The sequence below is a fragment of the Streptomyces sp. NPDC021019 genome (assembly GCF_044333295.1).
Classification (GTDB): Bacteria; Actinomycetota; Actinomycetes; order Streptomycetales; family Streptomycetaceae; genus Streptomyces.
Genome location: NZ_JBIRQR010000007.1, coordinates 84,988 through 106,985, shown reverse-complemented (window position 1 = coordinate 106,985; position 21,998 = coordinate 84,988). Strand labels below are relative to the sequence as shown.

The 21,998-nt window shown below is 71.2% G+C and carries 21 protein-coding genes; 20 read left to right on the top strand and 1 reads right to left on the bottom strand.

All coding sequences use genetic code 11. From position 1 onward, the window contains the following. The first annotated feature begins 7 nt into the window (after nt 1–7). The 7 genes from aroC to nusB all read left to right on the top strand — a co-directional run bounded on the left by aroC (nt 8) and on the right by nusB (nt 6,573). Nucleotides 8–1,192 carry a chorismate synthase gene (gene aroC, locus ACH4RG_RS29610; protein ID WP_397922999.1) on the top strand — a complete coding sequence of 395 codons (1,185 nt, stop codon included), beginning with the start codon at nt 8–10 and terminating at the stop codon, nt 1,190–1,192. Continuing rightward, nucleotides 1,189–2,826, top strand: coding sequence for a 3-dehydroquinate synthase (gene aroB, locus ACH4RG_RS29605; RefSeq protein ID WP_397923001.1), 1,638 nt, complete (start codon nt 1,189–1,191; stop codon nt 2,824–2,826). The genes aroC and aroB overlap by 4 nt, the downstream gene beginning before the upstream one ends. Then, nucleotides 2,823–3,263 (top strand): type II 3-dehydroquinate dehydratase, encoded by a 441-nt coding sequence (locus ACH4RG_RS29600; protein ID WP_397923003.1) that lies wholly within the window; start codon nt 2,823–2,825, stop codon nt 3,261–3,263. The genes aroB and ACH4RG_RS29600 overlap by 4 nt, the downstream gene beginning before the upstream one ends. 142 nt (nt 3,264–3,405) lie before the next feature. Beyond that, a complete protein-coding gene (locus tag ACH4RG_RS29595; protein ID WP_397923005.1) occupies nt 3,406–4,308 on the top strand; it encodes a Pro-rich N-terminal domain-containing protein in 903 nt (300 codons plus the stop codon). 107 nt (nt 4,309–4,415) lie between these two features. Next, on the top strand, nt 4,416–5,522 hold the full coding sequence (locus ACH4RG_RS29590; protein WP_398540505.1) for a M24 family metallopeptidase: 1,107 nt from the start codon (nt 4,416–4,418) through the stop codon (nt 5,520–5,522). Nucleotides 5,523–5,572: 50 nt separating this feature from the next. Further along, the gene (gene efp / locus ACH4RG_RS29585) at nt 5,573–6,139 is read left to right on the top strand and encodes an elongation factor P (protein WP_007453234.1); all 567 of its coding nucleotides are present in this window, start codon (nt 5,573–5,575) and stop codon (nt 6,137–6,139) included. A gap of 2 nt (nt 6,140–6,141) precedes the next feature. Then, nucleotides 6,142–6,573: a transcription antitermination factor NusB gene (nusB, locus tag ACH4RG_RS29580; protein ID WP_007453233.1), complete on the top strand. Its 432-nt coding sequence runs from the start codon at nt 6,142–6,144 to the stop codon at nt 6,571–6,573. A 203-nt stretch (nt 6,574–6,776) separates the two neighbouring features. On the opposite strand, the gene bldD is transcribed toward nusB, so the two are convergent. Further along, nucleotides 6,777–7,277 carry a transcriptional regulator BldD gene (gene bldD / locus ACH4RG_RS29575; RefSeq protein ID WP_003970358.1) on the bottom strand — a complete coding sequence of 167 codons (501 nt, stop codon included), beginning with the start codon at nt 7,275–7,277 and terminating at the stop codon, nt 6,777–6,779. A gap of 222 nt (nt 7,278–7,499) precedes the next feature. On the opposite strand from bldD, the gene pyrR reads away from it, so the two are divergent. The 13 genes from pyrR (at nt 7,500) to metK (ending at nt 21,895) form a co-directional block, all read left to right on the top strand. Further along, nucleotides 7,500–8,084, top strand: coding sequence for a bifunctional pyr operon transcriptional regulator/uracil phosphoribosyltransferase PyrR (gene pyrR / locus ACH4RG_RS29570; protein WP_397923009.1), 585 nt, complete (start codon nt 7,500–7,502; stop codon nt 8,082–8,084). A 95-nt stretch (nt 8,085–8,179) separates the two neighbouring features. After that, the gene (locus tag ACH4RG_RS29565; protein ID WP_018960533.1) at nt 8,180–9,166 is read left to right on the top strand and encodes an aspartate carbamoyltransferase catalytic subunit; all 987 of its coding nucleotides are present in this window, start codon (nt 8,180–8,182) and stop codon (nt 9,164–9,166) included. Between the two features lie 2 nt (nt 9,167–9,168). Beyond that, on the top strand, nt 9,169–10,455 hold the full coding sequence (locus ACH4RG_RS29560; RefSeq protein ID WP_397923011.1) for a dihydroorotase: 1,287 nt from the start codon (nt 9,169–9,171) through the stop codon (nt 10,453–10,455). Then, nucleotides 10,452–11,060 carry a hypothetical protein gene (locus ACH4RG_RS29555; protein WP_398540504.1) on the top strand — a complete coding sequence of 203 codons (609 nt, stop codon included), beginning with the start codon at nt 10,452–10,454 and terminating at the stop codon, nt 11,058–11,060. The genes ACH4RG_RS29560 and ACH4RG_RS29555 overlap by 4 nt, the downstream gene beginning before the upstream one ends. Further along, nucleotides 11,057–12,196: a glutamine-hydrolyzing carbamoyl-phosphate synthase small subunit gene (gene carA / locus ACH4RG_RS29550; RefSeq protein ID WP_397923015.1), complete on the top strand. Its 1,140-nt coding sequence runs from the start codon at nt 11,057–11,059 to the stop codon at nt 12,194–12,196. Before ACH4RG_RS29555 ends, carA begins: the two co-directional genes overlap by 4 nt. Next, nucleotides 12,189–15,497: a carbamoyl-phosphate synthase large subunit gene (gene carB, locus ACH4RG_RS29545; RefSeq protein WP_397923017.1), complete on the top strand. Its 3,309-nt coding sequence runs from the start codon at nt 12,189–12,191 to the stop codon at nt 15,495–15,497. The genes carA and carB overlap by 8 nt, the downstream gene beginning before the upstream one ends. Before the next feature lie 84 nt (nt 15,498–15,581). Continuing rightward, on the top strand, nt 15,582–16,694 hold the full coding sequence (locus ACH4RG_RS29540; RefSeq protein WP_397923019.1) for a quinone-dependent dihydroorotate dehydrogenase: 1,113 nt from the start codon (nt 15,582–15,584) through the stop codon (nt 16,692–16,694). Then, the gene (gene pyrF, locus ACH4RG_RS29535; RefSeq protein WP_398162554.1) at nt 16,691–17,530 is read left to right on the top strand and encodes an orotidine-5'-phosphate decarboxylase; all 840 of its coding nucleotides are present in this window, start codon (nt 16,691–16,693) and stop codon (nt 17,528–17,530) included. The genes ACH4RG_RS29540 and pyrF overlap by 4 nt, the downstream gene beginning before the upstream one ends. Nucleotides 17,531–17,774: 244 nt before the next feature. Then, the gene (locus ACH4RG_RS29530; protein ID WP_003970367.1) at nt 17,775–18,098 is read left to right on the top strand and encodes an integration host factor; all 324 of its coding nucleotides are present in this window, start codon (nt 17,775–17,777) and stop codon (nt 18,096–18,098) included. 38 nt (nt 18,099–18,136) lie between these two features. Then, nucleotides 18,137–18,730 carry a guanylate kinase gene (gene gmk, locus ACH4RG_RS29525; protein ID WP_026290991.1) on the top strand — a complete coding sequence of 198 codons (594 nt, stop codon included), beginning with the start codon at nt 18,137–18,139 and terminating at the stop codon, nt 18,728–18,730. A 61-nt stretch (nt 18,731–18,791) separates the two neighbouring features. Further along, entirely contained in the window at nt 18,792–19,064 is a 273-nt protein-coding gene (rpoZ, locus tag ACH4RG_RS29520) for a DNA-directed RNA polymerase subunit omega (protein WP_003970369.1), read from the top strand. Nucleotides 19,065–19,227: 163 nt separating this feature from the next. Further along, complete coding sequence (coaBC, locus tag ACH4RG_RS29515; RefSeq protein ID WP_397923023.1) at nt 19,228–20,472, top strand: bifunctional phosphopantothenoylcysteine decarboxylase/phosphopantothenate--cysteine ligase CoaBC; 1,245 nt, start codon at nt 19,228–19,230, stop codon at nt 20,470–20,472. A gap of 199 nt (nt 20,473–20,671) precedes the next feature. After that, nucleotides 20,672–21,895, top strand: a complete 1,224-nt coding sequence (gene metK, locus ACH4RG_RS29510; RefSeq protein WP_397923025.1) for a methionine adenosyltransferase — start codon at nt 20,672–20,674, stop codon at nt 21,893–21,895. The last annotated feature ends 103 nt before the right edge of the window (nt 21,896–21,998 follow it).

Genomic DNA, 21,998 nt, shown 5'->3' with positions numbered 1-21,998 from the left:
AGCACCGTTGAGCAGGTTGCGCTGGCTGACCGCGGGGGAGTCGCATGGCCCCGCACTGGTGGCGACGCTGGAGGGCCTTCCCGCCGGTGTCCCGATCACCACGGAGATGGTGGCGGAGGCGCTGGCCCGGCGACGGCTCGGTTACGGCCGCGGCGCGCGCATGAAGTTCGAGAAGGACGAGGTCACCTTCCTCGGCGGCGTACGCCACGGCCTCACCATGGGCTCCCCGGTCGCCGTCATGGTCGGCAACACCGAGTGGCCCAAGTGGGAGCAGGTCATGTCGGCCGACCCGGTCGACCCCGAGGAGCTGGCGAAGCTCGCCCGTAACGCTCCGCTGACCCGCCCCCGGCCCGGCCACGCCGACCTCGCGGGGATGCAGAAGTACGGCTTCGACGAGGCCCGGCCGGTCCTGGAGCGTGCCAGCGCCCGGGAGACCGCCGCGCGCGTCGCCCTCGGGGCCGTCGCCCGGTCCTACCTCAAGGAGACCGCGGGCATCGAGATCGTCAGTCATGTCGTCGAGCTGGCCGCCGCGAAGGCCCCGTACGGCGTCCTTCCCGTCCCCGCCGACGTGGAGAAGCTGGACGCCGACCCGGTCCGCTGCCTGGACGCCGACGCGTCGAAGGCGATGGTGGCCGAGATCGACCAGGCCCACAAGGACGGCGACACCCTCGGCGGGGTCGTCGAGGTGCTGGCGTACGGCGTGCCCGTCGGGCTCGGCTCGCACGTGCACTGGGACCGACGCCTGGACGCCCGGCTCGCCGCCGCGCTCATGGGCATCCAGGCCATCAAGGGCGTCGAGGTCGGGGACGGCTTCGACCTGGCCCGGGTCCCCGGCTCCAAGGCGCACGACGAGATCGTCTCCACCGAGGACGGCATCAGGCGCACCTCGGGCCGTTCCGGCGGTACCGAGGGCGGTCTCACCACCGGTGAGCTGCTGCGGGTCCGCGCCGCGATGAAGCCGATCGCGACCGTGCCGCGCGCCCTGGCCACCGTGGACGTCGTCACCGGCGAGGCCACCAAGGCCCACCACCAGCGCTCCGACGTCTGCGCCGTCCCGGCCGCGGGCATCGTCGCGGAGGCCATGGTGGCCCTCGTCCTGGCCGACGCGGTCGCGGAGAAGTTCGGCGGCGACAGCGTCCCCGAGACCCACCGCAACGTCCAGTCGTACCTCGACCACCTCCAGATCCGATGAGCGGCCCCCTGGTCGTCCTCGTCGGCCCGATGGGCGTCGGCAAGTCCACCGTCGGCGAACTGCTCGCCGCCCGCCTCGGCACCACCTACCGGGACACCGACGCGGACGTCGTCGCCGCGGCCGGCAAGCCGATCGCCGAGATCTTCTACGACGAGGGCGAGGAGCACTTCCGCGCCCTGGAGCGCCGGGCCGTCGCGGCGGCCGTCGCCGGGCACACGGGCGTCCTCTCCCTCGGCGGCGGGGCCGTCCTGGACGCGGCGACCAGGGAGCTGCTGGCCGGCCGTCCGGTCGTCTACCTCTCCATGGACGTGGACGAGGCCGTCCGCCGCGTCGGCCTGGGCGCCGCCCGCCCCCTGCTCGCGGTCAACCCGCGCCGGCAATGGCGCGATCTGATGGACGCCCGTCGTCACCTCTACGAAGAGGTCGCCCGCACCGTCGTCGCCACCGACGAGCACACCCCCGAAGAGGTCGCCCAGGCGATCATCGACGCACTGGAACTGCCGGAGGGCCAAGCCGCCCCCGGCGTGGAGAACACCGGTATGACGCAGCAGGGCCCCACCCGCATCCAGGTCGCAGGCTCCGCGGGCTCCGACCCGTACGAGGTCCTCGTCGGCCACCAGCTCCTGGGCGAGCTGCCCCAGCTGATCGGCGACCGCGCGCGACGCGTCGCCGTACTGCACCCGGAGGCCCTCGCCGAGACCGGTGAGGCGGTCCGTCAGGACCTCGCCGACCAGGGGTACGAGGCCATCGCCGTCCAGCTGCCCAACGCGGAGGAGGCCAAGACCGCCGAGGTCGCCGCCTACTGCTGGAAGGCGCTCGGTCAGACCGGCTTCACCCGCACCGACGTCATCGTCGGCATCGGGGGCGGCGCCACCACGGACGTCGCCGGGTTCGTCGCGGCCACCTGGCTGCGCGGGGTGCGCTGGATCGCGATCCCGACCACCGTGCTCGGCATGGTCGACGCGGCCGTCGGCGGCAAGACCGGCATCAACACCGCCGAGGGCAAGAACCTGGTGGGCGCCTTCCACCCGCCCGCCGGGGTCCTCTGCGACCTCGCCGCGCTGGACTCGCTGCCGGTCAACGACTACGTCTCCGGCATGGCCGAGATCATCAAGGCCGGGTTCATCGCCGACCCGGTCATCCTGGACCTGGTCGAGGCCGACCCCGAGGGCGCGCGCACCCCGGCCGGGCCGCACACCGCCGAACTCATCGAGCGGTCCATCCGGGTCAAGGCCGAGGTCGTCTCCAGCGACCTCAAGGAGTCCGGACTCCGCGAGATCCTCAACTACGGCCACACCCTGGCCCACGCCATCGAGAAGAACGAGCGCTACAAGTGGCGCCACGGCGCGGCCGTCTCCATCGGCATGGTCTTCGCCGCCGAGCTGGGCCGGCTCGCCGGACGCCTCGACGACGCCACCGCCGACCGGCACCGCAGCGTCCTCGCATCGGTGGGACTGCCGCTCGCCTACCGCGGCGACCAGTGGCCCAAGCTGCTGGAGAACATGAAGGTCGACAAGAAGTCGCGCGGCGACCTGCTGCGCTTCATCGTCCTGGACGGCATCGGCAGGCCCACCGTCCTGGAGGGTCCCGACCCGGCCGTGCTGCTCGCCGCCTACGGGGAGGTCTCCGCGTGAGGCGAAGGGTCTTCGTCCTGAACGGCCCCAACCTCGGACGGCTCGGCTCGCGTGAGCCCGACGTCTACGGGGCCACCTCCTACGCCGGACTCGTCGACGCCTGCACGACCCTCGGCAAGGAGCTCGGCTTCGACGTCGAGGTGCGGGAGACCAACGACGAGGGCCGGCTGATCCGCTGGCTCCACGAGGCGGCGGACGGATCGATTCCGGTCGTTCTCAACCCGGGGGCCTTCACGCACTACTCGTACGGCATGCGGGACGCGGCCGCCCAGCGCACCGCCCCGCTGATCGAGGTGCACATCTCCAACCCGTACACCCGCGAGGAGTTCCGCCACACGTCCGTGGTCGCCGCGGTGGCCACGGGCACGGTGGCCGGGTTCGGCATCGGCTCCTACCGGCTCGCCCTGCGCGCCCTGGCCGACGAACTGACGGACTGACACCTCGCGGATGCCCGTCCGCCCTCCGCACGGCCGACGGGCACTTCGCGCCCTCCCGGGCCGTTCACCCCGAGACGGCCCGGGAAGGTACGGTGGCCGTCCCATCAGCGTCAGTTGCAGTTACGAGACGGAGTGGCACCGGATGCAGCACGCAGTGGGGGCCCCGCTGCCGCCGCCCCACGGCCCCGGTATCGGGAACGTCGGCCGGCCGTACCAGGCCCAGCACGCCGGCCACCCCGGCCCGCCCCCGATATCCCCGCCGCCCGGCCAGGCCCCGCCTCCGCCCCCTCCCGGCCAGGCGCCCCAGGCTCCGCCCCCGGCCCAGGGCCGGCCCCAGCAGCCCGCCGCCCCCGGCCAGGCCCCGCAGCCGGGCTGGAGCGGCACCGGACCCACGCCGCCGCCCGCCGGGCAGGTCACCGGGCACGTCCAACTGCCCCCGGGCGGCCCCGTTCCGCTGCCCGCACCGCCCGCCGGGGCCGGCACCGGCGGTGCGACGCTCGCCGTCCTGCTCATCGGTCCCGCCGGGGCGGGCAAGACCACGGTCGCCAAGCTCTGGGCGGCCCGCCGCCGCGTGCCCACCGCCCACGTCTCCCTCGACGACGTCCGCGAATGGGTCCGCTCCGGCTTCGCCGACCCGCAGGCCGGCTGGAACGACCATTCCGAGGCCCAGTACCGGCTGGCCCGCCGCACCTGCGGCTTCGCCGCCCGCAACTTCCTCGCCAACGGCATCTCCTGCATCCTCGACGACGCCGTCTTCCCCGACCGCCCGGTCGTCGGCCTCGGCGGCTGGAAGCGCCACGTGGGCCCCGGCCTGCTGCCCGTGGTCCTGCTGCCCGGCCTGGAGATCGTCCTGGAGCGCAACGCCGCCCGCAGCGGCAACCGCAGGCTCTCCGACGAGGAGGTCGCCCGTATCCACGGCCGGATGGCCGGCTGGTACGGCTCCGGCCTCCCGATCATCGACAACTCCACGTACGACGTCGAGACCACCGCCCGGGTCCTGGACGACGTACTGGCCCGCTCCATCGCGAGCCCGCCCGCCTGGTAGCCGTCGGGGGCCCCGACGGCGGGCGACCGCGTGGCGCCCCGGGGCCCGGAACCCCGGTCGGGTGCGCTGACCGGGCGGGGAGCCGTCCTCGCTCGTACGCTCGAACCATGTCAGAGGTGCACGCCGTCCGACGCGGGCTGCTCCGCGACCGGTGCGCCGCCGCGGGCTCCGCGGCCGCCCTGGTCTCCCGCCCCGCCAACGTCCGCTATCTCGCGGGCGGAGCGCCGCCCGGCGCCGTGCTGCTGCTCGGCCCCGGCGAGGACGTTCTGCTCTGTCCCCGCGCCCCGACCGCTGAACCCGCCCACGGGCGGCCCGACGAGGCGCTCCGGATCGACCTCCTGCCCGCCCCGGACGGGGACCCGGTGGTCGCCGCGGCGGGCCTCGCCGCCTCGGCGGGCGCCGATTCGCTCGCCGTCGAGGAGCACGATCTGACCGTGGCCCGGCACCGTGCCATGGGGAAGGCCGCCCCACGGCTCCGGCTGGCCGATCTGGGCTTCACCGTGGAGCAGCAGCGGATCGTCAAGGACGAGGAGGAGATCGGCTGCCTCCGGATCGCCGCCGAGATCACCGACCAGGCCCTCGGCGAACTCCTCGAATCGATCCTGGTCGGCCGCACCGAACGGCACCTCGCCCTCGAACTGGAGCGCCGCCTGGTCGACCACGGGGCGGACGGTCCCGCCTTCGCCACCTCCGTGGCCACCGGCCCCAACTCCGGCCAGGGCCGCCACCGGCCCTCGGACCGCAGGGTGGAGGAGGGGGATTTCCTCTCCGTCCGCCTCGGCGCGAGCTACCACGGCTACCGCTGCGAGATCGGCCGGACCTTCGTCATCGGCACCGCCCCCGCCGCGTGGCAGATCGAGCTCTACGACCTCGTTTTCGCCGCTCAGCGGGCCGGCCGGGAAGCCCTGGCGCCGGGGGCGGCCTATCGGGACGTGGACCGTGCGGCCCGACATCCGCTGGAGTCGGCGGGGCACGGAGAGGGGCTTCAGCCGAGGACCGGGCACGGTGTGGGCCTGGAAATCGAGGAGGACCCGCAACTTGCACCGACAGCCATGGGTAAACTGGACGCTTGTGTGCCGGTCACCGTCGAACCGGGGGTCCACCTCCCGGGCCGGGGCGGTGTCCGGATCGATGACACGCTCGTCGTGCGCCCCGAGGCGGACGGCGGACCCGAGCTACTCACCATGACGACCAAGGAGCTGCTCGCGCTCTAGCGCGCATCCTCGGTCGTTCCACCAGCTTCAGTCCAGGAGATTCCGCAACCGTGGCTTCCACGAACGACCTCAAGAACGGCCTGGTGCTCAAGCTCGACGGAGGCCAGCTCTGGTCCGTCGTCGAGTTCCAGCACGTCAAGCCCGGCAAGGGCCCCGCCTTCGTGCGCACCAAGCTCAAGAACGTGCTCTCCGGCAAGGTCGTCGACAAGACGTTCAACGCCGGCGTGAAGGTCGAGACGGCCACCATTGACCGCCGAGACATGCAGTTCTCGTACATGGACGGCGAGTACTTCGTCTTCATGGACATGGACACCTACGACCAGCTGATGGTCGACCGCAAGGCAGTCGGCGACGCCGCCAACTTCCTGATCGAGGGCTTCACCGCCTCCGTCGCCCAGCACGAGGGCGAGGTGCTCTACGTCGAGCTGCCCGCTGCGGTCGAGCTGACGATCCAGCACACCGACCCGGGCGTCCAGGGCGACCGCTCCACCGGCGGCACCAAGCCCGCCACCCTGGAGACCGGTTACGAGATCGGCGTGCCGCTCTTCATCAGCACCGGCGAGAAGATCAAGGTCGACACCCGCTCGGGCGACTACCTCGGCCGGGTGAACAGCTAACCGTGGCTGCCCGGAACAAGGCCCGCAAGCGCGCCTTCCAGATCCTCTTCGAGGCCGACCAGCGCGGTGAGTCCGTGCAGAGCGTCCTCGCGGACTGGGTTCGGCTCTCGCGGACCGACGACCGTCAGCCGCCGGTCGGTGAATTCACGATGGAGCTCGTCGAGGGGTACGCGCAGTACGCGGACCGGATCGACGACCTCATCGTCACCTACGCCGTGGACTGGGAGATCGACCGCATGCCGGTCGTCGACCGGAGCATCCTGCGGCTCGGCGCGTACGAGCTGATCTGGATGGACGAGACTCCGGACGCCGTGGTGATCGACGAGGCCGTCCAGCTCGCCAAGGAGTTCTCCACCGATGACTCCCCATCCTTCGTGAACGGCCTGCTGGCCCGTTTCAAGGACCTGAAACCGAACCTCCGCCGGGAGCAGTAGCCCCGGCCGCGACGGTTCGGTCGCACACGCCACGAAGGGGCCCGCGGTCAGCCGACCGCGGGCCCCTTCCGTCGTACCCGGGAGCCGGCGCGGGCCCGCCGTGCCGACCGGGGACGCGGACACGGAAACGCCGGGAGGGCGGGGCACTAAGGTCCCCGCCCACCCGGCGGTACGTTTCTGCTGTGGGGCCCTGCCCCGCCCGCTCAGCCCTCGTCGTGGGAGACCGCGCGGCGCGCGTCCGCGTCCAGCACGCCCCAGCTGATGAGCTGCTCCGTGAGCACGGAAGGCGACTGGTCGTAGATGACGGCGAGCGTGCGCAGGTCGTCCTGGCGGATCGAGAGCACCTTGCCGTTGTAGTCACCGCGCTGGCTCTGGATGGTCGCCGCGTAACGCTGCAGCGGACCGGCCTTCTCCGGCGGCACGTGAGCGAGGCGCTCCAGGTCCAGGACGAGCTTCGGCGGCGGCTCCGCGGCCCCGCCCGGCGTCGTACCGGGCAGCAGCTCCTGCACGGGGACCCCGTAGAAATCCGCCAGCTCGGCGAGGCGCTGTACGGTCACGGCACGGTCGCCGCGCTCGTACGAACCGACCACGACGGCCTTCCAGCGACCCTGTGACTTCTCCTCCACGCCGTGGAGGGAAAGGCCCTGCTGGGTGCGGATGGCACGGAGTTTGGCCCCGAGCTGTTTTGCGTATTCGCTGGACATATGGCTCCCCGGACGCTGGAACAGTGTGCGGCTCCGCCGCGTGGCTGGTAACTCACTGTGAGGTTACGCAGCGTTACTTGGATGCGTCAAGCCGAATGGTCCGGACCGGTGCCTCCCGGGGGCGGGGCCAGGGCCGGGCGCAAGCCCTGGTAGCGTGGATGACGCAATTTCGACGTCCTTTAACGATCCGTCCCGTGAGGCGGAGAAGGAGGTCCGTTTCTTATGGACGCACAGCACGACGACACCGGCAACGCGGCACGCCCCGTTCTCGAGGCCCCCGACATCGCCCGTGTTCTGACCCGTATCGCCCACGAGATCGTCGAACGCGCCAAGGGCGCCGACGACGTGGTCCTGCTCGGCATCCCGACCCGGGGCGTCTTCCTCGCCCGTCGGCTGGCCGAGAAACTCCAGGAGATCACCGGCCGGAAGACGCCGGTCGGGTCTCTCGACATCACCATGTACCGCGACGACCTGCGGATGCGCCCGGCACGCACCCTGGCCCGTACCGACATCCCCGGTGAGGGGATCGAGGGCAGCCTGGTCGTCCTGGTCGACGACGTGCTCTTCTCCGGCCGCACGATCCGCGCCGCCCTCGACGCGCTCGGCGACATCGGCCGCCCCCGCGCGGTGCAGCTCGCGGTCCTCGTCGACCGCGGCCACCGGGAGCTCCCGATCCGCGCGGACTACGTCGGCAAGAACCTCCCCACGTCGCTGCGGGAGACGGTCAAGGTCCAGCTCGCCGAGGAGGACGGCCGCGACGCCGTGCTGCTGGGCGTCAAGCAGGCCACCCCCGCGGACACGCAGTAGCCCTGAGCCCTCCCGTACGGCCTTTCGGGGACGTACGGCCGCTCCCGTGTGCCCGCATGCCTGAAACTCCCTCCAGCAACCCGGAGAACCCCCAGATGAAGCGTCACCTCATCTCGGCCGCCGACCTCACCCGCGACGACGCCGTCCTGATCCTCGACACCGCCGAGGAGATGGCCCGGGTCGCGGACCGGCCGATCAAGAAGCTCCCCACCCTGCGCGGCCGTACCGTCGTCAACCTCTTCTTCGAGGACTCGACCCGCACCCGCATCTCCTTCGAGGCGGCCGCCAAACGGCTGTCCGCCGACGTCATCAACTTCTCCGCCAAGGGCTCGTCCGTCTCCAAGGGCGAGTCCCTGAAGGACACCGCGCTGACCCTGGAGGCGATGGGCGCCGACGCCGTCGTCATCCGGCACGGCGCCTCCGGGGCCCCCTACCGGCTCGCCACCTCCGGCTGGATCGACGGCGCCGTGGTCAACGCCGGGGACGGCACCCACGAACACCCCACCCAGGCCCTGCTGGACGCCTTCACGATGCGCCGCCGGCTCGTCGGCGCCGACACCGGGCTGGGACGCGACCTGGACGGCCGCCGCATCACGATCGTCGGCGACATCCTGCACAGCCGCGTCGCCCGCTCCAACGTCCACCTGCTCACCACGCTCGGCGCGCACGTCACGCTGGTGGCCCCGCCCACCCTGGTCCCCGTGGGCGTCGAGAAGTGGCCCTGCGACGTCAGCTACAGCCTCGACGACGTGCTGGCGAAGTCCGATGCGGTGATGATGCTGCGTGTGCAGCGTGAACGGATGAACGCCGCGTACTTCCCGACCGAGCGCGAGTACTCGCGCCGCTACGGCCTGGACGGCGAGCGCATGGCGAAGATGCCCGGGCACGCCATCGTCATGCACCCCGGCCCGATGGTCCGCGGCATGGAGATCACCGCCGAGGTCGCCGACTCCGACCGCTGCACGGTCGTCGAGCAGGTCGCCAACGGCGTCTCCATCCGCATGGCCGTGCTCTACCTGCTGCTCGGCGGCTCCGACACCGCACTGTCCGCCGCCCCCGCCCGTACCGAGGAGAACAAGTAACCATGAGCAAGATCATTGTCCGCGGTGCGCGGATCCTCGGCGGCGAGCCCAGGGACGTGCTGATCGACGGCGAGACAGTCACCGAGGTGGGCACCGGCCTCGACGCCGCCGGCGCCACCGTGATCGAGGCCGAGGGGCAGATCCTGCTGCCCGGCCTGGTCGACCTGCACACCCATCTGCGCGAGCCCGGCCGCGAGGACTCCGAGACCGTTCTCACCGGCACCAAGGCCGCGGCCGTCGGCGGCTTCACCGCCGTGCACGCCATGGCCAACACCTTCCCCGTCGCCGACACCGCCGGCGTCGTCGAGCAGGTCTGGCGCCTCGGCAAGGAGTCCGGCTACTGCGACGTGCAGCCCGTGGGCGCCGTCACCGTCGGCCTGGAGGGCAAGCAGCTCGCCGAGCTCGGCGCGATGCACGACTCCGCCGCCGGGGTGAAGGTCTTCTCCGACGACGGCAAGTGCGTCGACGACGCGGTGATCATGCGCCGCGCCCTGGAGTACGTGAAGGCCTTCGACGGCGTCGTCGCCCAGCACGCCCAGGAGCCCCGCCTCACCGAGGGCGCCCAGATGAACGAGGGCGTCGTCTCCGCCGAACTCGGGCTCGGCGGCTGGCCCGCCGTCGCCGAGGAGTCGATCATCGCCCGCGACGTCCTCCTCGCCGCCCACGTCGGCTCCCGCGTCCACATCTGCCACCTCTCCACGGCCGGCTCCGTGGAGATCGTCCGCTGGGCCAAGTCCAAGGGCTGGAACGTCACCGCCGAAGTGACCCCGCACCACCTCCTCCTCACCGACGAGCTGGTCCGCACCTACAACCCGGTCTACAAGGTGAACCCGCCGCTGCGCACCGAGGCCGACGTCCTGGCCCTGCGCGAGGCGCTCGCCGACGGCACGATCGACTGCGTCGCCACCGACCACGCCCCGCACCCGCACGAGGACAAGGACTGCGAGTGGGCCGCGGCCGCCATGGGCATGGTGGGCCTGGAGACCGCGCTCTCGGTCGTCCAGCAGACGATGGTGGACACCGGGCTCATGGACTGGGCGGGCGTCGCGGACCGCATGTCCTTCCGCCCCGCGGCCATCGGCCGGCTCGAAGGACACGGCCGCCCCGTCTCGGCGGGTGAGCCCGCCAACCTCACTCTGGTCGATCCGGCATACCGTGGAGCCGTGGACCCCGCGGGCTTCGCGTCCCGCAGCCGAAACACCCCCTACGAGGGCCGTGAGCTGCCGGGCCGCGTCACCCATACCTTCCTGCGGGGCCGTGCCACGGTCGTCGACGGGAAGCTCGCGTGACAACTCTGACCCCCCTGTACCACCTGGCCGCCGAGCAGAAGTCGGCGGAAGTGACGGACTGGGCCGCCCGCATCGCCTGGGTGGTCGGCCTGTTCGTCTTCATCGCCCTCGTCTACTGGCTGATGCGCCAGGGCTGGAAGTGGCGCGCCAGCCTCCAGTCCGGCCTGCCCGAGCTCCCGGCCACCCCCGAGGACCTCGCCGACGACGAGACGCTGCTGACGCTTCGGGGGCGCTACCACGCCTCCACCACCGCAGGGCAGTGGCTCGACCGGATCGTCGCGCACGGCCTCGGCACCCGCAGCCGCACCGAGCTCACGCTCACCGCCCGCGGCCTGGACGTCGTACGCCCCGGGGCGACCGACTTCTTCATCCCGGCCGACGCCCTGCGCGAGGCCCGCCTCGACAAGGCGCTCGCGGGCAAGGTCCTCCCCGAGGGCGGCCTGCTGATCATCACCTGGGCGCACGGCGAGACGCTGATCGACTCCGGCTTCCGCTCCGACCACGCCGCCGAGCACCAGGCCTGGGTCGACGCCGTCAACCGGCTCACCGGCGCACCTGCCGCCACGGAACTCACCAGCACCACTACGGAAGGCACCGCACGATGACGATCTCCACCCGGGGGGCCCAGGCCCCCGCCGTACTCGTCCTGGAGGACGGCCGCGCCTTCCGCGGCCGTGCCTACGGGGCCGTGGGGGAGACCTTCGGCGAAGCGGTGTTCTCCACCGGCATGACCGGCTACCAGGAAACGCTGACCGACCCCTCGTACCACCGCCAGGTCGTCGTCATGACGGCCCCGCACGTCGGCAACACCGGCGTGAACGACGAGGACCCCGAGTCCGCTCGCATCTGGGTCTCCGGCTACGTCGTCCGCGACCCCGCCCGCAAGCCCTCCAACTGGCGCTCCCAGCGCTCGCTGGACGAGGAACTGGCGGCGCAGGGCGTCGTCGGCATCAGCGGCGTCGACACCCGCGCCCTCACCCGCCACCTGCGCGAGCGCGGCGCGATGCGCGTCGGGATCTTCTCCGGCGAGGCGCTGGCCGACGAGGCCGCGCTGCTGGCCCGGGTCCAGCAGGCCCCCGAGATGGTGGGCGCCGACCTCTCCGCCGAGGTCGCCACCAAGGAGGCCTACGTCGTCCCCGCGATCGGCACGAAGAAGTTCACCGTCGCCGCGATCGACCTCGGCATCAAGGGCATGACCCCCCACCGGATGGCCGAACGCGGCATCGAGGTGCACGTGCTGCCCGCCACCGCCACGCTGGAGGAGGTGTACGCCGTCAGCCCCGACGGCGTCTTCTTCTCCAACGGCCCCGGCGACCCGTCCACCGCCGACCACCCGGTCGCCCTCATGAAGGGCGTCCTGGAGCGGTCCACGCCCCTCTTCGGCATCTGCTTCGGCAACCAGATCCTCGGCCGCGCGCTCGGCTTCGGCACCTACAAGCTGAAGTACGGCCACCGCGGCATCAACCAGCCGGTGCAGGACCGCACCACCGGCAAGGTCGAGGTCACCGCGCACAACCACGGGTTCGCCGTCGACGCCCCGCTGGACCAGGTCTCCGACACGGAGTTCGGCCGCGCCGAGGTCTCCCACGTCTGCCTGAACGACCAGGTGGTCGAGGGCCTCCAGCTCCTGGACCGGCCCGCCTTCAGCGTCCAGTACCACCCCGAGGCGGCCGCGGGCCCGCACGACGCCGCGTACCTCTTCGACCGTTTCACCACCCTGATGGAGGGCCAGCGTGCCTAAGCGCTCCGATATCCAGTCCGTCCTGGTCATCGGCTCCGGTCCGATCGTCATCGGCCAGGCCGCCGAGTTCGACTACTCCGGCACCCAGGCCTGCCGCGTCCTCAAGGCCGAGGGCCTGCGCGTCATCCTGGTGAACTCCAACCCGGCGACGATCATGACCGACCCGGAGATCGCCGACGCCACCTACGTCGAGCCGATCACCCCCGAGTTCGTCGAGAAGATCATCGCCAAGGAGCGCCCCGACGCGCTCCTGCCCACCCTCGGCGGCCAGACCGCGCTGAACACCGCGATCTCCATGCACGAGAACGGCGTCCTGGAGAAGTACGGCGTCGAGCTCATCGGCGCCAACGTCGAGGCGATCAACAAGGGCGAGGACCGCGACCTCTTCAAGGGCGTCGTCGCGGCCGTCAAGGAGAAGATCGGGTACGGCGAGTCCGCCCGTTCCGTCATCTGCCACACCATGGACGACGTCATCGCCGGCGTCGACACCCTCGGCGGCTACCCCGTCGTCGTCCGCCCCTCCTTCACCATGGGCGGCGCCGGCTCCGGCTTCGCCCACGACGAGGAGGAACTGCGCCGCATCGCCGGACAGGGCCTCACGCTCTCCCCGACCACCGAGGTGCTCCTGGAGGAGTCCATCCTCGGCTGGAAGGAGTACGAGCTGGAGCTGATGCGCGACAAGCACGACAACGTCGTGGTCGTCTGCTCCATCGAGAACTTCGACCCGATGGGCGTCCACACCGGCGACTCCATCACCGTCGCGCCCGCGATGACGCTCACGGACCGCGAGTACCAGCGGCTGCGCGACGTCGGCATCGCGATCATCCGTGAGGTCGGCGTCGACACCGGCGGCTGCAACATCCAGTTCGCCATCGACCCCGCCGACGGCCGGGTCATCGTCATCGAGATGAACCCGCGCGTCTCCCGCTCCTCGGCGCTCGCCTCCAAGGCCACCGGCTTCCCGATCGCCAAGATCGCCGCCAAGCTGGCCGTCGGCTACACCCTGGACGAGATCCCCAACGACATCACCGAGAAGACGCCGGCCTCCTTCGAGCCGACCCTCGACTACGTCGTCGTCAAGGCCCCGCGCTTCGCCTTCGAGAAGTTCCCCTCCGCCGACTCCACCCTCACCACCACCATGAAGTCGGTGGGCGAGGCCATGGCGATCGGCCGGAACTTCACCGAGGCCCTCCAGAAGGCCCTGCGCTCCCTGGAGAAGAAGGGCTCGCAGTTCGCCTTCACCGGCCCGGTCGGCGACAAGGCCGAGCTGCTCGCGGAGGCGGTCCGCCCCACCGACGGCCGCATCAACACCGTCATGCAGGCGATCCGGGCCGGAGCCACCCAGGAGGAGGTCTTCGACTCCACGAAGATCGACCCCTGGTTCGTCGACCAGCTCTTCCTGATCAAGGAGATCGCCGACGAGCTGGCCTCCGCGGAGCGCCTGGACGCCGACCTGATCGCCGAGGCCAAGCGGCACGGCTTCTCCGACGCCCAGATCGGCGAGATCCGCGGGCTGCGCGAGGACGTCGTCCGTGAGGTCCGGCACGCGCTCGGCATCCGCCCGGTCTACAAGACGGTCGACACCTGCGCCGCCGAGTTCGCCGCGAACACGCCGTACTTCTACTCCTCCTACGACGAGGAGAGCGAGGTCGCGAGCCGCACCAAGCCGGCCGTGATCATCCTCGGCTCGGGCCCCAACCGCATCGGCCAGGGCATCGAGTTCGACTACTCCTGTGTGCACGCCTCCTTCGCCCTGAGCGACGCGGGCTACGAGACCGTCATGGTCAACTGCAACCCGGAGACCGTCTCCACCGACTACGACACCTCCGACCGGCTCTACTTCGAGCCGCTCACCCTGGAGGACGTCCTGGAGATCGTGCACGCCGAATCGCTGGCGGGCCCGATCGCCGGTGTCATCGTGCAGCTCGGCGGCCAGACCCCGCTCGGCCTCGCGCAGGCCCTCAAGGACAACGGCGTGCCCGTCGTCGGCACCTCCCCGGAGGCCATCCACGCCGCCGAGGACCGCGGCGCCTTCGGCCGGGTCCTGGCCGAGGCCGGACTGCCCGCGCCCAAGCACGGCACCGCCACCACCTTCGGCGAGGCCAAGGCCATCGCCGACGAGATCGGCTACCCGGTCCTGGTCCGACCGAGCTACGTGCTCGGCGGGCGCGGCATGGAGATCGTGTACGACGAGACGCGCCTCGCCTCGTACATCTCCGAGTCCACCGAGATCAGCCCCACCCGGCCGGTCCTCGTCGACCGCTTCCTCGACGACGCCATCGAGATCGACGTGGACGCCCTCTACGACGGCACCGAGCTCTACCTCGGCGGCGTCATGGAACACATCGAGGAAGCCGGCATCCACTCCGGCGACTCGGCCTGCGCCCTGCCCCCGATCACACTCGGCGGCTTCGACATCAAGCGGCTGCGCGCCTCCACCGAGGGCATCGCCAAGGGCGTCGGCGTCCTCGGACTGATCAACATCCAGTTCGCGCTCTCCGGCGACATCCTCTACGTCCTGGAGGCCAACCCGCGCGCCTCCCGCACGGTCCCCTTCACCTCGAAGGCGACCGCCGTCCCGCTCGCCAAGGCCGCCGCCCGCATCTCGCTGGGCGCGACCATCGCCGAGCTGCGCGCGGAGGGCCTGCTGCCGAAGACCGGCGACGGCGGCACCCTGCCGCTGGACGCGCCGATCTCCGTCAAGGAGGCCGTGATGCCGTGGTCGCGCTTCCGCGACATCCACGGCCGGGGCGTCGACACGGTCCTCGGCCCGGAGATGCGCTCCACCGGCGAGGTCATGGGCATCGACTCGGTCTTCGGCACGGCGTACGCCAAGTCGCAGGCCGGCGCCTACGGCCCGCTGCCCACCAAGGGCCGCGCGTTCATCTCGGTCGCCAACCGCGACAAGCGCTCGATGATCTTCCCGGCCCGCGAACTGGTCGCCCACGGCTTCGAGCTGATGGCCACCTCCGGCACGGCCGAGGTCCTCAAGCGCAACGGCATCAACGCCACCGTCGTGCGCAAGCAGTCCGAGGGCGCCGGTCCGAACGGCGAGAAGACCATCGTCCAGCTCATCCACGACGGCGAGGTCGACCTCATCGTCAACACGCCGTACGGCACCGGCGGCCGGCTCGACGGCTACGAGATCCGCACCGCGGCCGTCGCCCGCTCCGTACCGTGCCTGACCACGGTCCAGGCGCTCGCCGCCGCCGTCCAGGGCATCGACGCCCTCAACCACGGCGACGTCGGGGTCCGTTCCCTCCAGGAACACGCGGAACACTTGATCGCGGCGCGCGACTAGCCGCCCGGAGAGGGGGACACCGAGAACGGTGTCCCCCTCTTCGCGAGCCCTGTCGAGCACACCGAGCACCAAGGACACCTCTTCATGTACGAGCTCTTCTTCCGGCTGGTCCTCAAGCGGATGGATCCCGAGCAGGCCCACTACGCCGCCTTCCGCTGGATCCGCCTCGCCGCCCGGATCCCCGTCCTGCGCACCTTCGTCGCCGCCGCCCTCGCCCCGCGCTACAAGGAACTGCGCACCGAGGCCCTCGGCCTGCGGATGCACGGCCCCTTCGGGCTCGCCGCCGGCTTCGACAAGAACGCCGTCGCGATCGACGGCATGGCGATGCTCGGCTTCGACCACATCGAGATCGGCACCGTCACCGGCGAACCGCAGCCGGGCAACCCCAAGAAGCGCCTCTTCCGGCTGGTCGCGGACCGCGCGCTGATCAACCGCATGGGCTTCAACAACGAGGGCTCCGCCGCCGTCGCCGCCCGCCTGGCCGCCCGCAACCCGGTCTTCCGCACCACGGTCGGCGTCAACATCGGCAAGACCAAGGCCGTCCCGGAGGCCGAGGCCGCCGCCGACTACGTGAAGTCCACCGAGGCGCTGGCCGGCCACGCCGACTACCTGGTCGTCAACGTCTCCTCGCCCAACACCCCCGGGCTGCGCAACCTCCAGGCCACCGAGTCGCTGCGCCCGCTGCTCACCGCCGTGCGCGAGGCAGCCGACCGCACCGTCACCACCCGGCGCGTCCCGCTGCTGGTCAAGATCGCCCCGGACCTCGCGGACGAGGACGTCGACGCCGTCGCCGACCTCGCCGTGGAGCTGGGCCTGGACGGCATCATCGCCACCAACACCACCATCGCGCGCGAGGGCCTGGGCCTGAAGTCGGCCCCCGGTCTGGTGGAGGAGACCGGTGGACTGTCCGGCGCACCCCTCAAGGAGCGCTCGCTGGAGGTCCTGAGCCGCCTGTACGCCCGTGTGGGGGACCGGATCACCCTGGTGGGCGTCGGGGGCGTGGAGAACGCCGAGGACGCCTGGCAGCGCATCCTCGCCGGAGCCACCCTCGTCCAGGGCTACAGCGCCTTCATCTACGAAGGACCCTTCTACGCCCGCGCGATCCACAAGGGCCTCGCCGCCCGGCTCGCCACCTCTCCGTACGCCACCCTCGCCGAGGCCGTCGGCGCCGAGACCCGGAAGAAGGCCGCCCTGTGACGCCCGAACCCTTCGGCGCCCGCCTGCGCCGTGCCATGGACACCCGCGGGCCGCTCTGCGTCGGCATCGACCCGCACGCCTCCCTGCTCACCTCCTGGGGCCTGAACGACGACATCGCCGGCCTGGAGCGCTTCACCCGGACCGTGGTGGAGGCGCTGGCCGACCGGGTCGCCGTCCTCAAACCGCAGTCCGCGTTCTTCGAGCGCTTCGGCTCGCGCGGCGTCGCCGTCCTGGAGAAGGCCGTCGAGGAGGCACGCGCCGCCGGGGCGCTCGTCCTGATGGACGCCAAGCGCGGCGACATCGGCTCCACCATGGGCGCCTACGCGGCGACCTACCTGGACAAGGACTCCCCGCTCTTCTCCGACGCGGTCACCGTCTCCCCGTACCTGGGCTTCGGCTCGCTGCGCCCGGCGCTCGACGCGGCCGCCGTCTCCGGCGCGGGCGTCTTCGTCCTCGCCCTCACCTCCAACCCGGAGGGCGCCGAGGTCCAGCGGGCCACGGCGGCCGACGGCCGCTCGCTCGCCCAGCTGATGCTCGACCACATGGCCGCCGAGAACGCCGGGGCCGTCCCGCTCGGCTCGGTCGGCGCGGTGGTCGGCGCGACGCTCGGCGACGCCGGGGTCAACCTGGCGATCAACGGGCCGCTCCTCGCGCCCGGCATCGGGGCCCAGGGCGCGACCCCGGCGGATCTTCCGGCGGTGTTCGGCGACGCGGTGGGCAACGTGGTCCCCAGCGTGAGCCGGGGCGTGCTGCGCCACGGCCCGGACGTGTCCGGGCTGCGCGAGGCCGCCGAACGGTATTCGGACGAGGTCCGCGGGGCCGTATCCGGCAGCTGACCCTGACACGTTTACAGCGTGTTGACGAAATACTGACGAGAAACCTGGTCGATATGTCGCGAAAATCCTGGTCGGCCACAGCTGACCAGGACTTTTCGTCTGTTCTCGCTGACTACAGCGGCCCTTGCCGCTAGTCTCCGTCGGGAGCGGCAGAACACAGTGTGTTCTCCGCTCACCTGGTGGGTGGCGTCCAGCTTCCCCGCCGGTCCGTATCCGACAGATCGACATCCGAGGTGACGTAGGCGTGGCTCTTCCGCCCCTTACCCCTGAACAGCGCGCAGCCGCGCTCGAAAAGGCCGCCGCGGCTCGCCGGGAGCGGGCCGAGGTCAAGAATCGACTCAAGCACTCCGGTGCTTCCCTCCACGAGGTCATCAAGCAGGGCCAGGAGAACGACGTCATCGGGAAGATGAAGGTCTCCGCACTGCTCGAATCCCTGCCGGGCGTCGGCAAGGTCCGCGCCAAGCAGATCATGGAGCGTCTCGGCATCTCCGAGAGCCGCCGGGTCAGGGGTCTTGGCTCCAATCAGATCGCGTCCTTGGAGCGTGAGTTCGGCGGCAGCCCCGCCTGACGTTCTCAGGCACTCCTGAGAACGGGGATAATCGCCCCATGGCTGCAACATCCCGGGGGACGTCCCCCGTGCCCCCGGACGTACGTCCGCGGCTGACCGTGCTCTCCGGCCCCTCAGGGGTCGGCAAGAGCACGGTCGTCGCTCATATGCGCACCGTGCACCCCGAGGTCTGGCTCTCCGTGTCGGCGACGACACGGAAGCCGCGCCCCGGGGAGCGCAACGGTGTGCACTACTTCTTCGTGGACGACGAGGAGTTCGACAAGCTCGTCGCCAACGGCGAACTGCTGGAGTGGGCCGAGTTCGCGGGCAACCGCTACGGCACGCCCCGGCGCGCCGTGCTCGACCGCCTGGAGGCCGGCGAACCGGTCCTGCTGGAGATCGACCTCCAGGGCGCCCGGCTGGTCCGCCAGTCGATGTCCGACGCACGCCTGGTCTTCCTGGCCCCGCCGAGCTGGGAGGAGCTGGTGCGCCGGCTCACCGGCCGGGGCACCGAGGCCCCCGAGGTCATCGAGCGCCGGCTCGCCGCAGCGAAGATCGAACTGGCCGCCGAGGCCGAGTTCGATACGACGCTCGTCAACACCTCCGTCGAGGACGTGGCGCGTGAGCTGCTAACGTTGATGCTTCAGGCCTAGATCTCCACAGTCGCTCAGACTGCTCTGATCTTTGATCTACATCCCCTTCGGAAGGCAGAGAGTGTCCTCTTCCATCACCACGCCCGAGGGCATCATCAACCCGCCGATTGATGAGCTCCTCGAAGCCACCGACTCGAAGTACAGCCTGGTGATCTACGCGGCCAAGCGCGCCCGCCAGATCAACGCGTACTACTCGCAGCTCGGTGAAGGCCTCCTCGAGTACGTCGGTCCGCTCGTCGACACCCACGTGCACGAGAAGCCGCTCTCGATCGCACTGCGCGAGATCAACGCCGGCCTGCTGACCTCCGAGGCCATCGAGGGCCCCGCGCAGTAACGCAGGAGCACCACGGCACCTTCACTCCAGGCCCGGCGGCCCGTCCGCCGGGCCTGAGGTGTGTCCGGGGCCGGGTGAACGCGTTCTGTGCGGTGAGGCAGCATGGGACGCGTACGTATGGGACGCGTACGTTGCCTTACGTTGCCGAGTGCGGGGAGACGCAGTGGACAAGCCGAAGGTCGTCCTGGGGGTCAGCGGGGGCATCGCCGCCTACAAGGCGTGCGAGCTGCTGCGCCGGTTGACCGAGTCCGGCCACGACGTACGGGTCGTCCCGACCGCCGCGTCGCTGCACTTCGTAGGAGCCGCCACCTGGTCCGCGCTCTCCGGGCACCCGGTGTCCGACGAGGTCTGGGAAGACGTCCACGAGGTCCCGCACGTGCGGATCGGGCAGGGCGCCGACCTCGTGGTGGTCGCCCCGGCCACCGCGGACATGCTGGCCAAGGCCGCCCACGGGCTCGCCGACGACCTGCTCACCAACACGCTCCTGACCGCCCGCTGTCCGGTGGTCTTCGCCCCCGCGATGCACACCGAGATGTGGGAGCACCCGGCCACCCAGGAGAACGTGGCCACCCTGCGCCGCCGGGGAGCCGTCGTCATCGAGCCCGCCGTCGGGCGGCTCACCGGCGTCGACACCGGCAAGGGCCGGCTCCCCGACCCCGGCGAGATCTTCGAGGTCTGCCGCCGGGTGCTGGTGCGCGGGGTCACCGAGCCCGACCTCGCGGGGCGCCACGTGGTGATCAGCGCCGGCGGCACGCGCGAGCCGCTCGACCCGGTGCGCTTCCTTGGCAACCGCTCCTCCGGCAAGCAGGGGTACGCGCTGGCGCGCACCGCGGTGGCCCGCGGGGCGCGGGTCACGCTGATCGAGGCCAACACCGGGCTGCCCGACCCGGCCGGGGCCGATGTCCTCCGCGTCGGCACGGCCGTCCAGCTGCGCGAGGCCGTGCTGAAGGCCGCACCCGACGCCGACGTCATCGTGATGGCGGCCGCGGTGGCCGACTTCCGCCCTGCCGCGTACGCCTCCGGCAAGATCAAGAAGAAGGACGGCGAGGAGGCGCCCGCCGTCACGCTGGTCCGTAACCCCGACATCCTCGCCGAGGTCTCCGGCGAGCGGGCCCGCCCGGACCAGATCGTCGTCGGATTCGCCGCCGAGACCGACGACGTGCTGGTCAACGGTCGGGCGAAGCTCCGCCGCAAGGGCTGCGACCTCCTCGTGGTCAACGAGGTGGGGGAGCGCAAGACCTTCGGCGCGGAAGAGAGCGAAGCGGTCGTCCTCGCCGCCGACGGCCAGGAGACACCGGTGCCGTACGGCCCCAAGGAAGCGCTCGCCGACACGGTCTGGGATCTGGTTTCGGGCAGGTTCCGGCCGATTTCACAATCAACCCTCCGAGCGGGCGAAAACGCCTCATAAGGCATGAAACGCAGGTCGAAAAGGGTGGATTGCCCTACTGGTTCCCTGTGTGGCGCACGTCACGAACCTCCCAAAGGGCGAGACAGCTGCCCCGGCGGCCCGATGCGACCGATAAACTGGCCGACGGTACGTGCCGAGCGCAGCTCTCGGTCGTGCCACCCATGATCAGCCAGCAGCCGCTGCAACCCCAGGGAGCGATGTGTCCCGCCGTCTCTTCACCTCGGAATCCGTCACCGAGGGTCACCCCGACAAGATCGCTGACCAGATCAGCGACACGATTCTCGACGCGCTCCTGCGCGAGGACCCCTCCTCGCGCGTCGCCGTCGAGACCTTGATCACCACTGGTCTGGTGCATGTCGCGGGCGAGGTCACCACCAAGGCCTACGCCGACATCCCCAACCTCGTGCGCAACAAGGTTCTGGAGATCGGTTACGACTCCTCCAAAAAGGGCTTCGACGGTGCTTCCTGTGGCGTCTCGGTATCGATCGGCGCGCAGTCGCCGGACATCGCGCAGGGCGTCGACACCGCGTACGAGAATCGGGTCGGGGGTGCCGCCGCGGGGGGAGAGGTCGACGAGCTCGACCAGCAGGGCGCGGGCGACCAGGGCCTGATGTTCGGCTACGCCTGCGACGAGACCCCGGAGCTGATGCCGCTCCCGATCCACGTGGCGCACCGCCTCTCCCGGCGGCTGTCCGAGGTGCGCAAGAACGGGACCATCCCCTACCTGCGCCCCGACGGCAAGACCCAGGTCACCATCGAGTACGACGGTGACAAGGCGGTACGCCTGGACACGGTGGTCGTCTCCTCGCAGCACGCCTCCGACATCGACCTGGACTCGCTGCTCGCCCCCGACATCCGCGAGTTCGTCGTCGAGCACGTGCTCGCACAGCTCGTCGAGGACGGCATCAAGCTGGACACCGAGGGCTACCGCCTGCTGGTGAACCCGACCGGCCGCTTCGAGATCGGCGGCCCGATGGGCGACGCCGGCCTGACCGGCCGCAAGATCATCATCGACACCTACGGCGGCATGGCCCGGCACGGCGGCGGCGCCTTCTCGGGCAAGGACCCGTCCAAGGTCGACCGCTCCGCCGCGTACGCGATGCGCTGGGTCGCCAAGAACGTGGTGGCCGCCGGTCTCGCAGCGCGCTGCGAGGTCCAGGTCGCCTACGCGATCGGCAAGGCCGAGCCCGTCGGACTCTTCGTCGAGACCTTCGGCACCGCCGCGGTCGACACCGAGAAGATCGAGAACGCGATCGGTGAGGTCTTCGACCTCCGCCCGGCCGCGATCATCCGGGACCTCGACCTGCTCCGCCCGATCTACGCCCAGACCGCCGCCTACGGCCACTTCGGCCGCGAGCTCCCCGACTTCACCTGGGAGCGCACCGACCGCGTGGACGCCCTGCGCGCCGCCGCCGGTCTGTAGCGAATCCGCCCGCGTACGACAACAGCGGGGCGGGTGTCATCGAGTACGACAGCGGGGCCCGGACACCGAACGCGGTGGCCGGGCCCCGCTGCCGTGTCCCCGC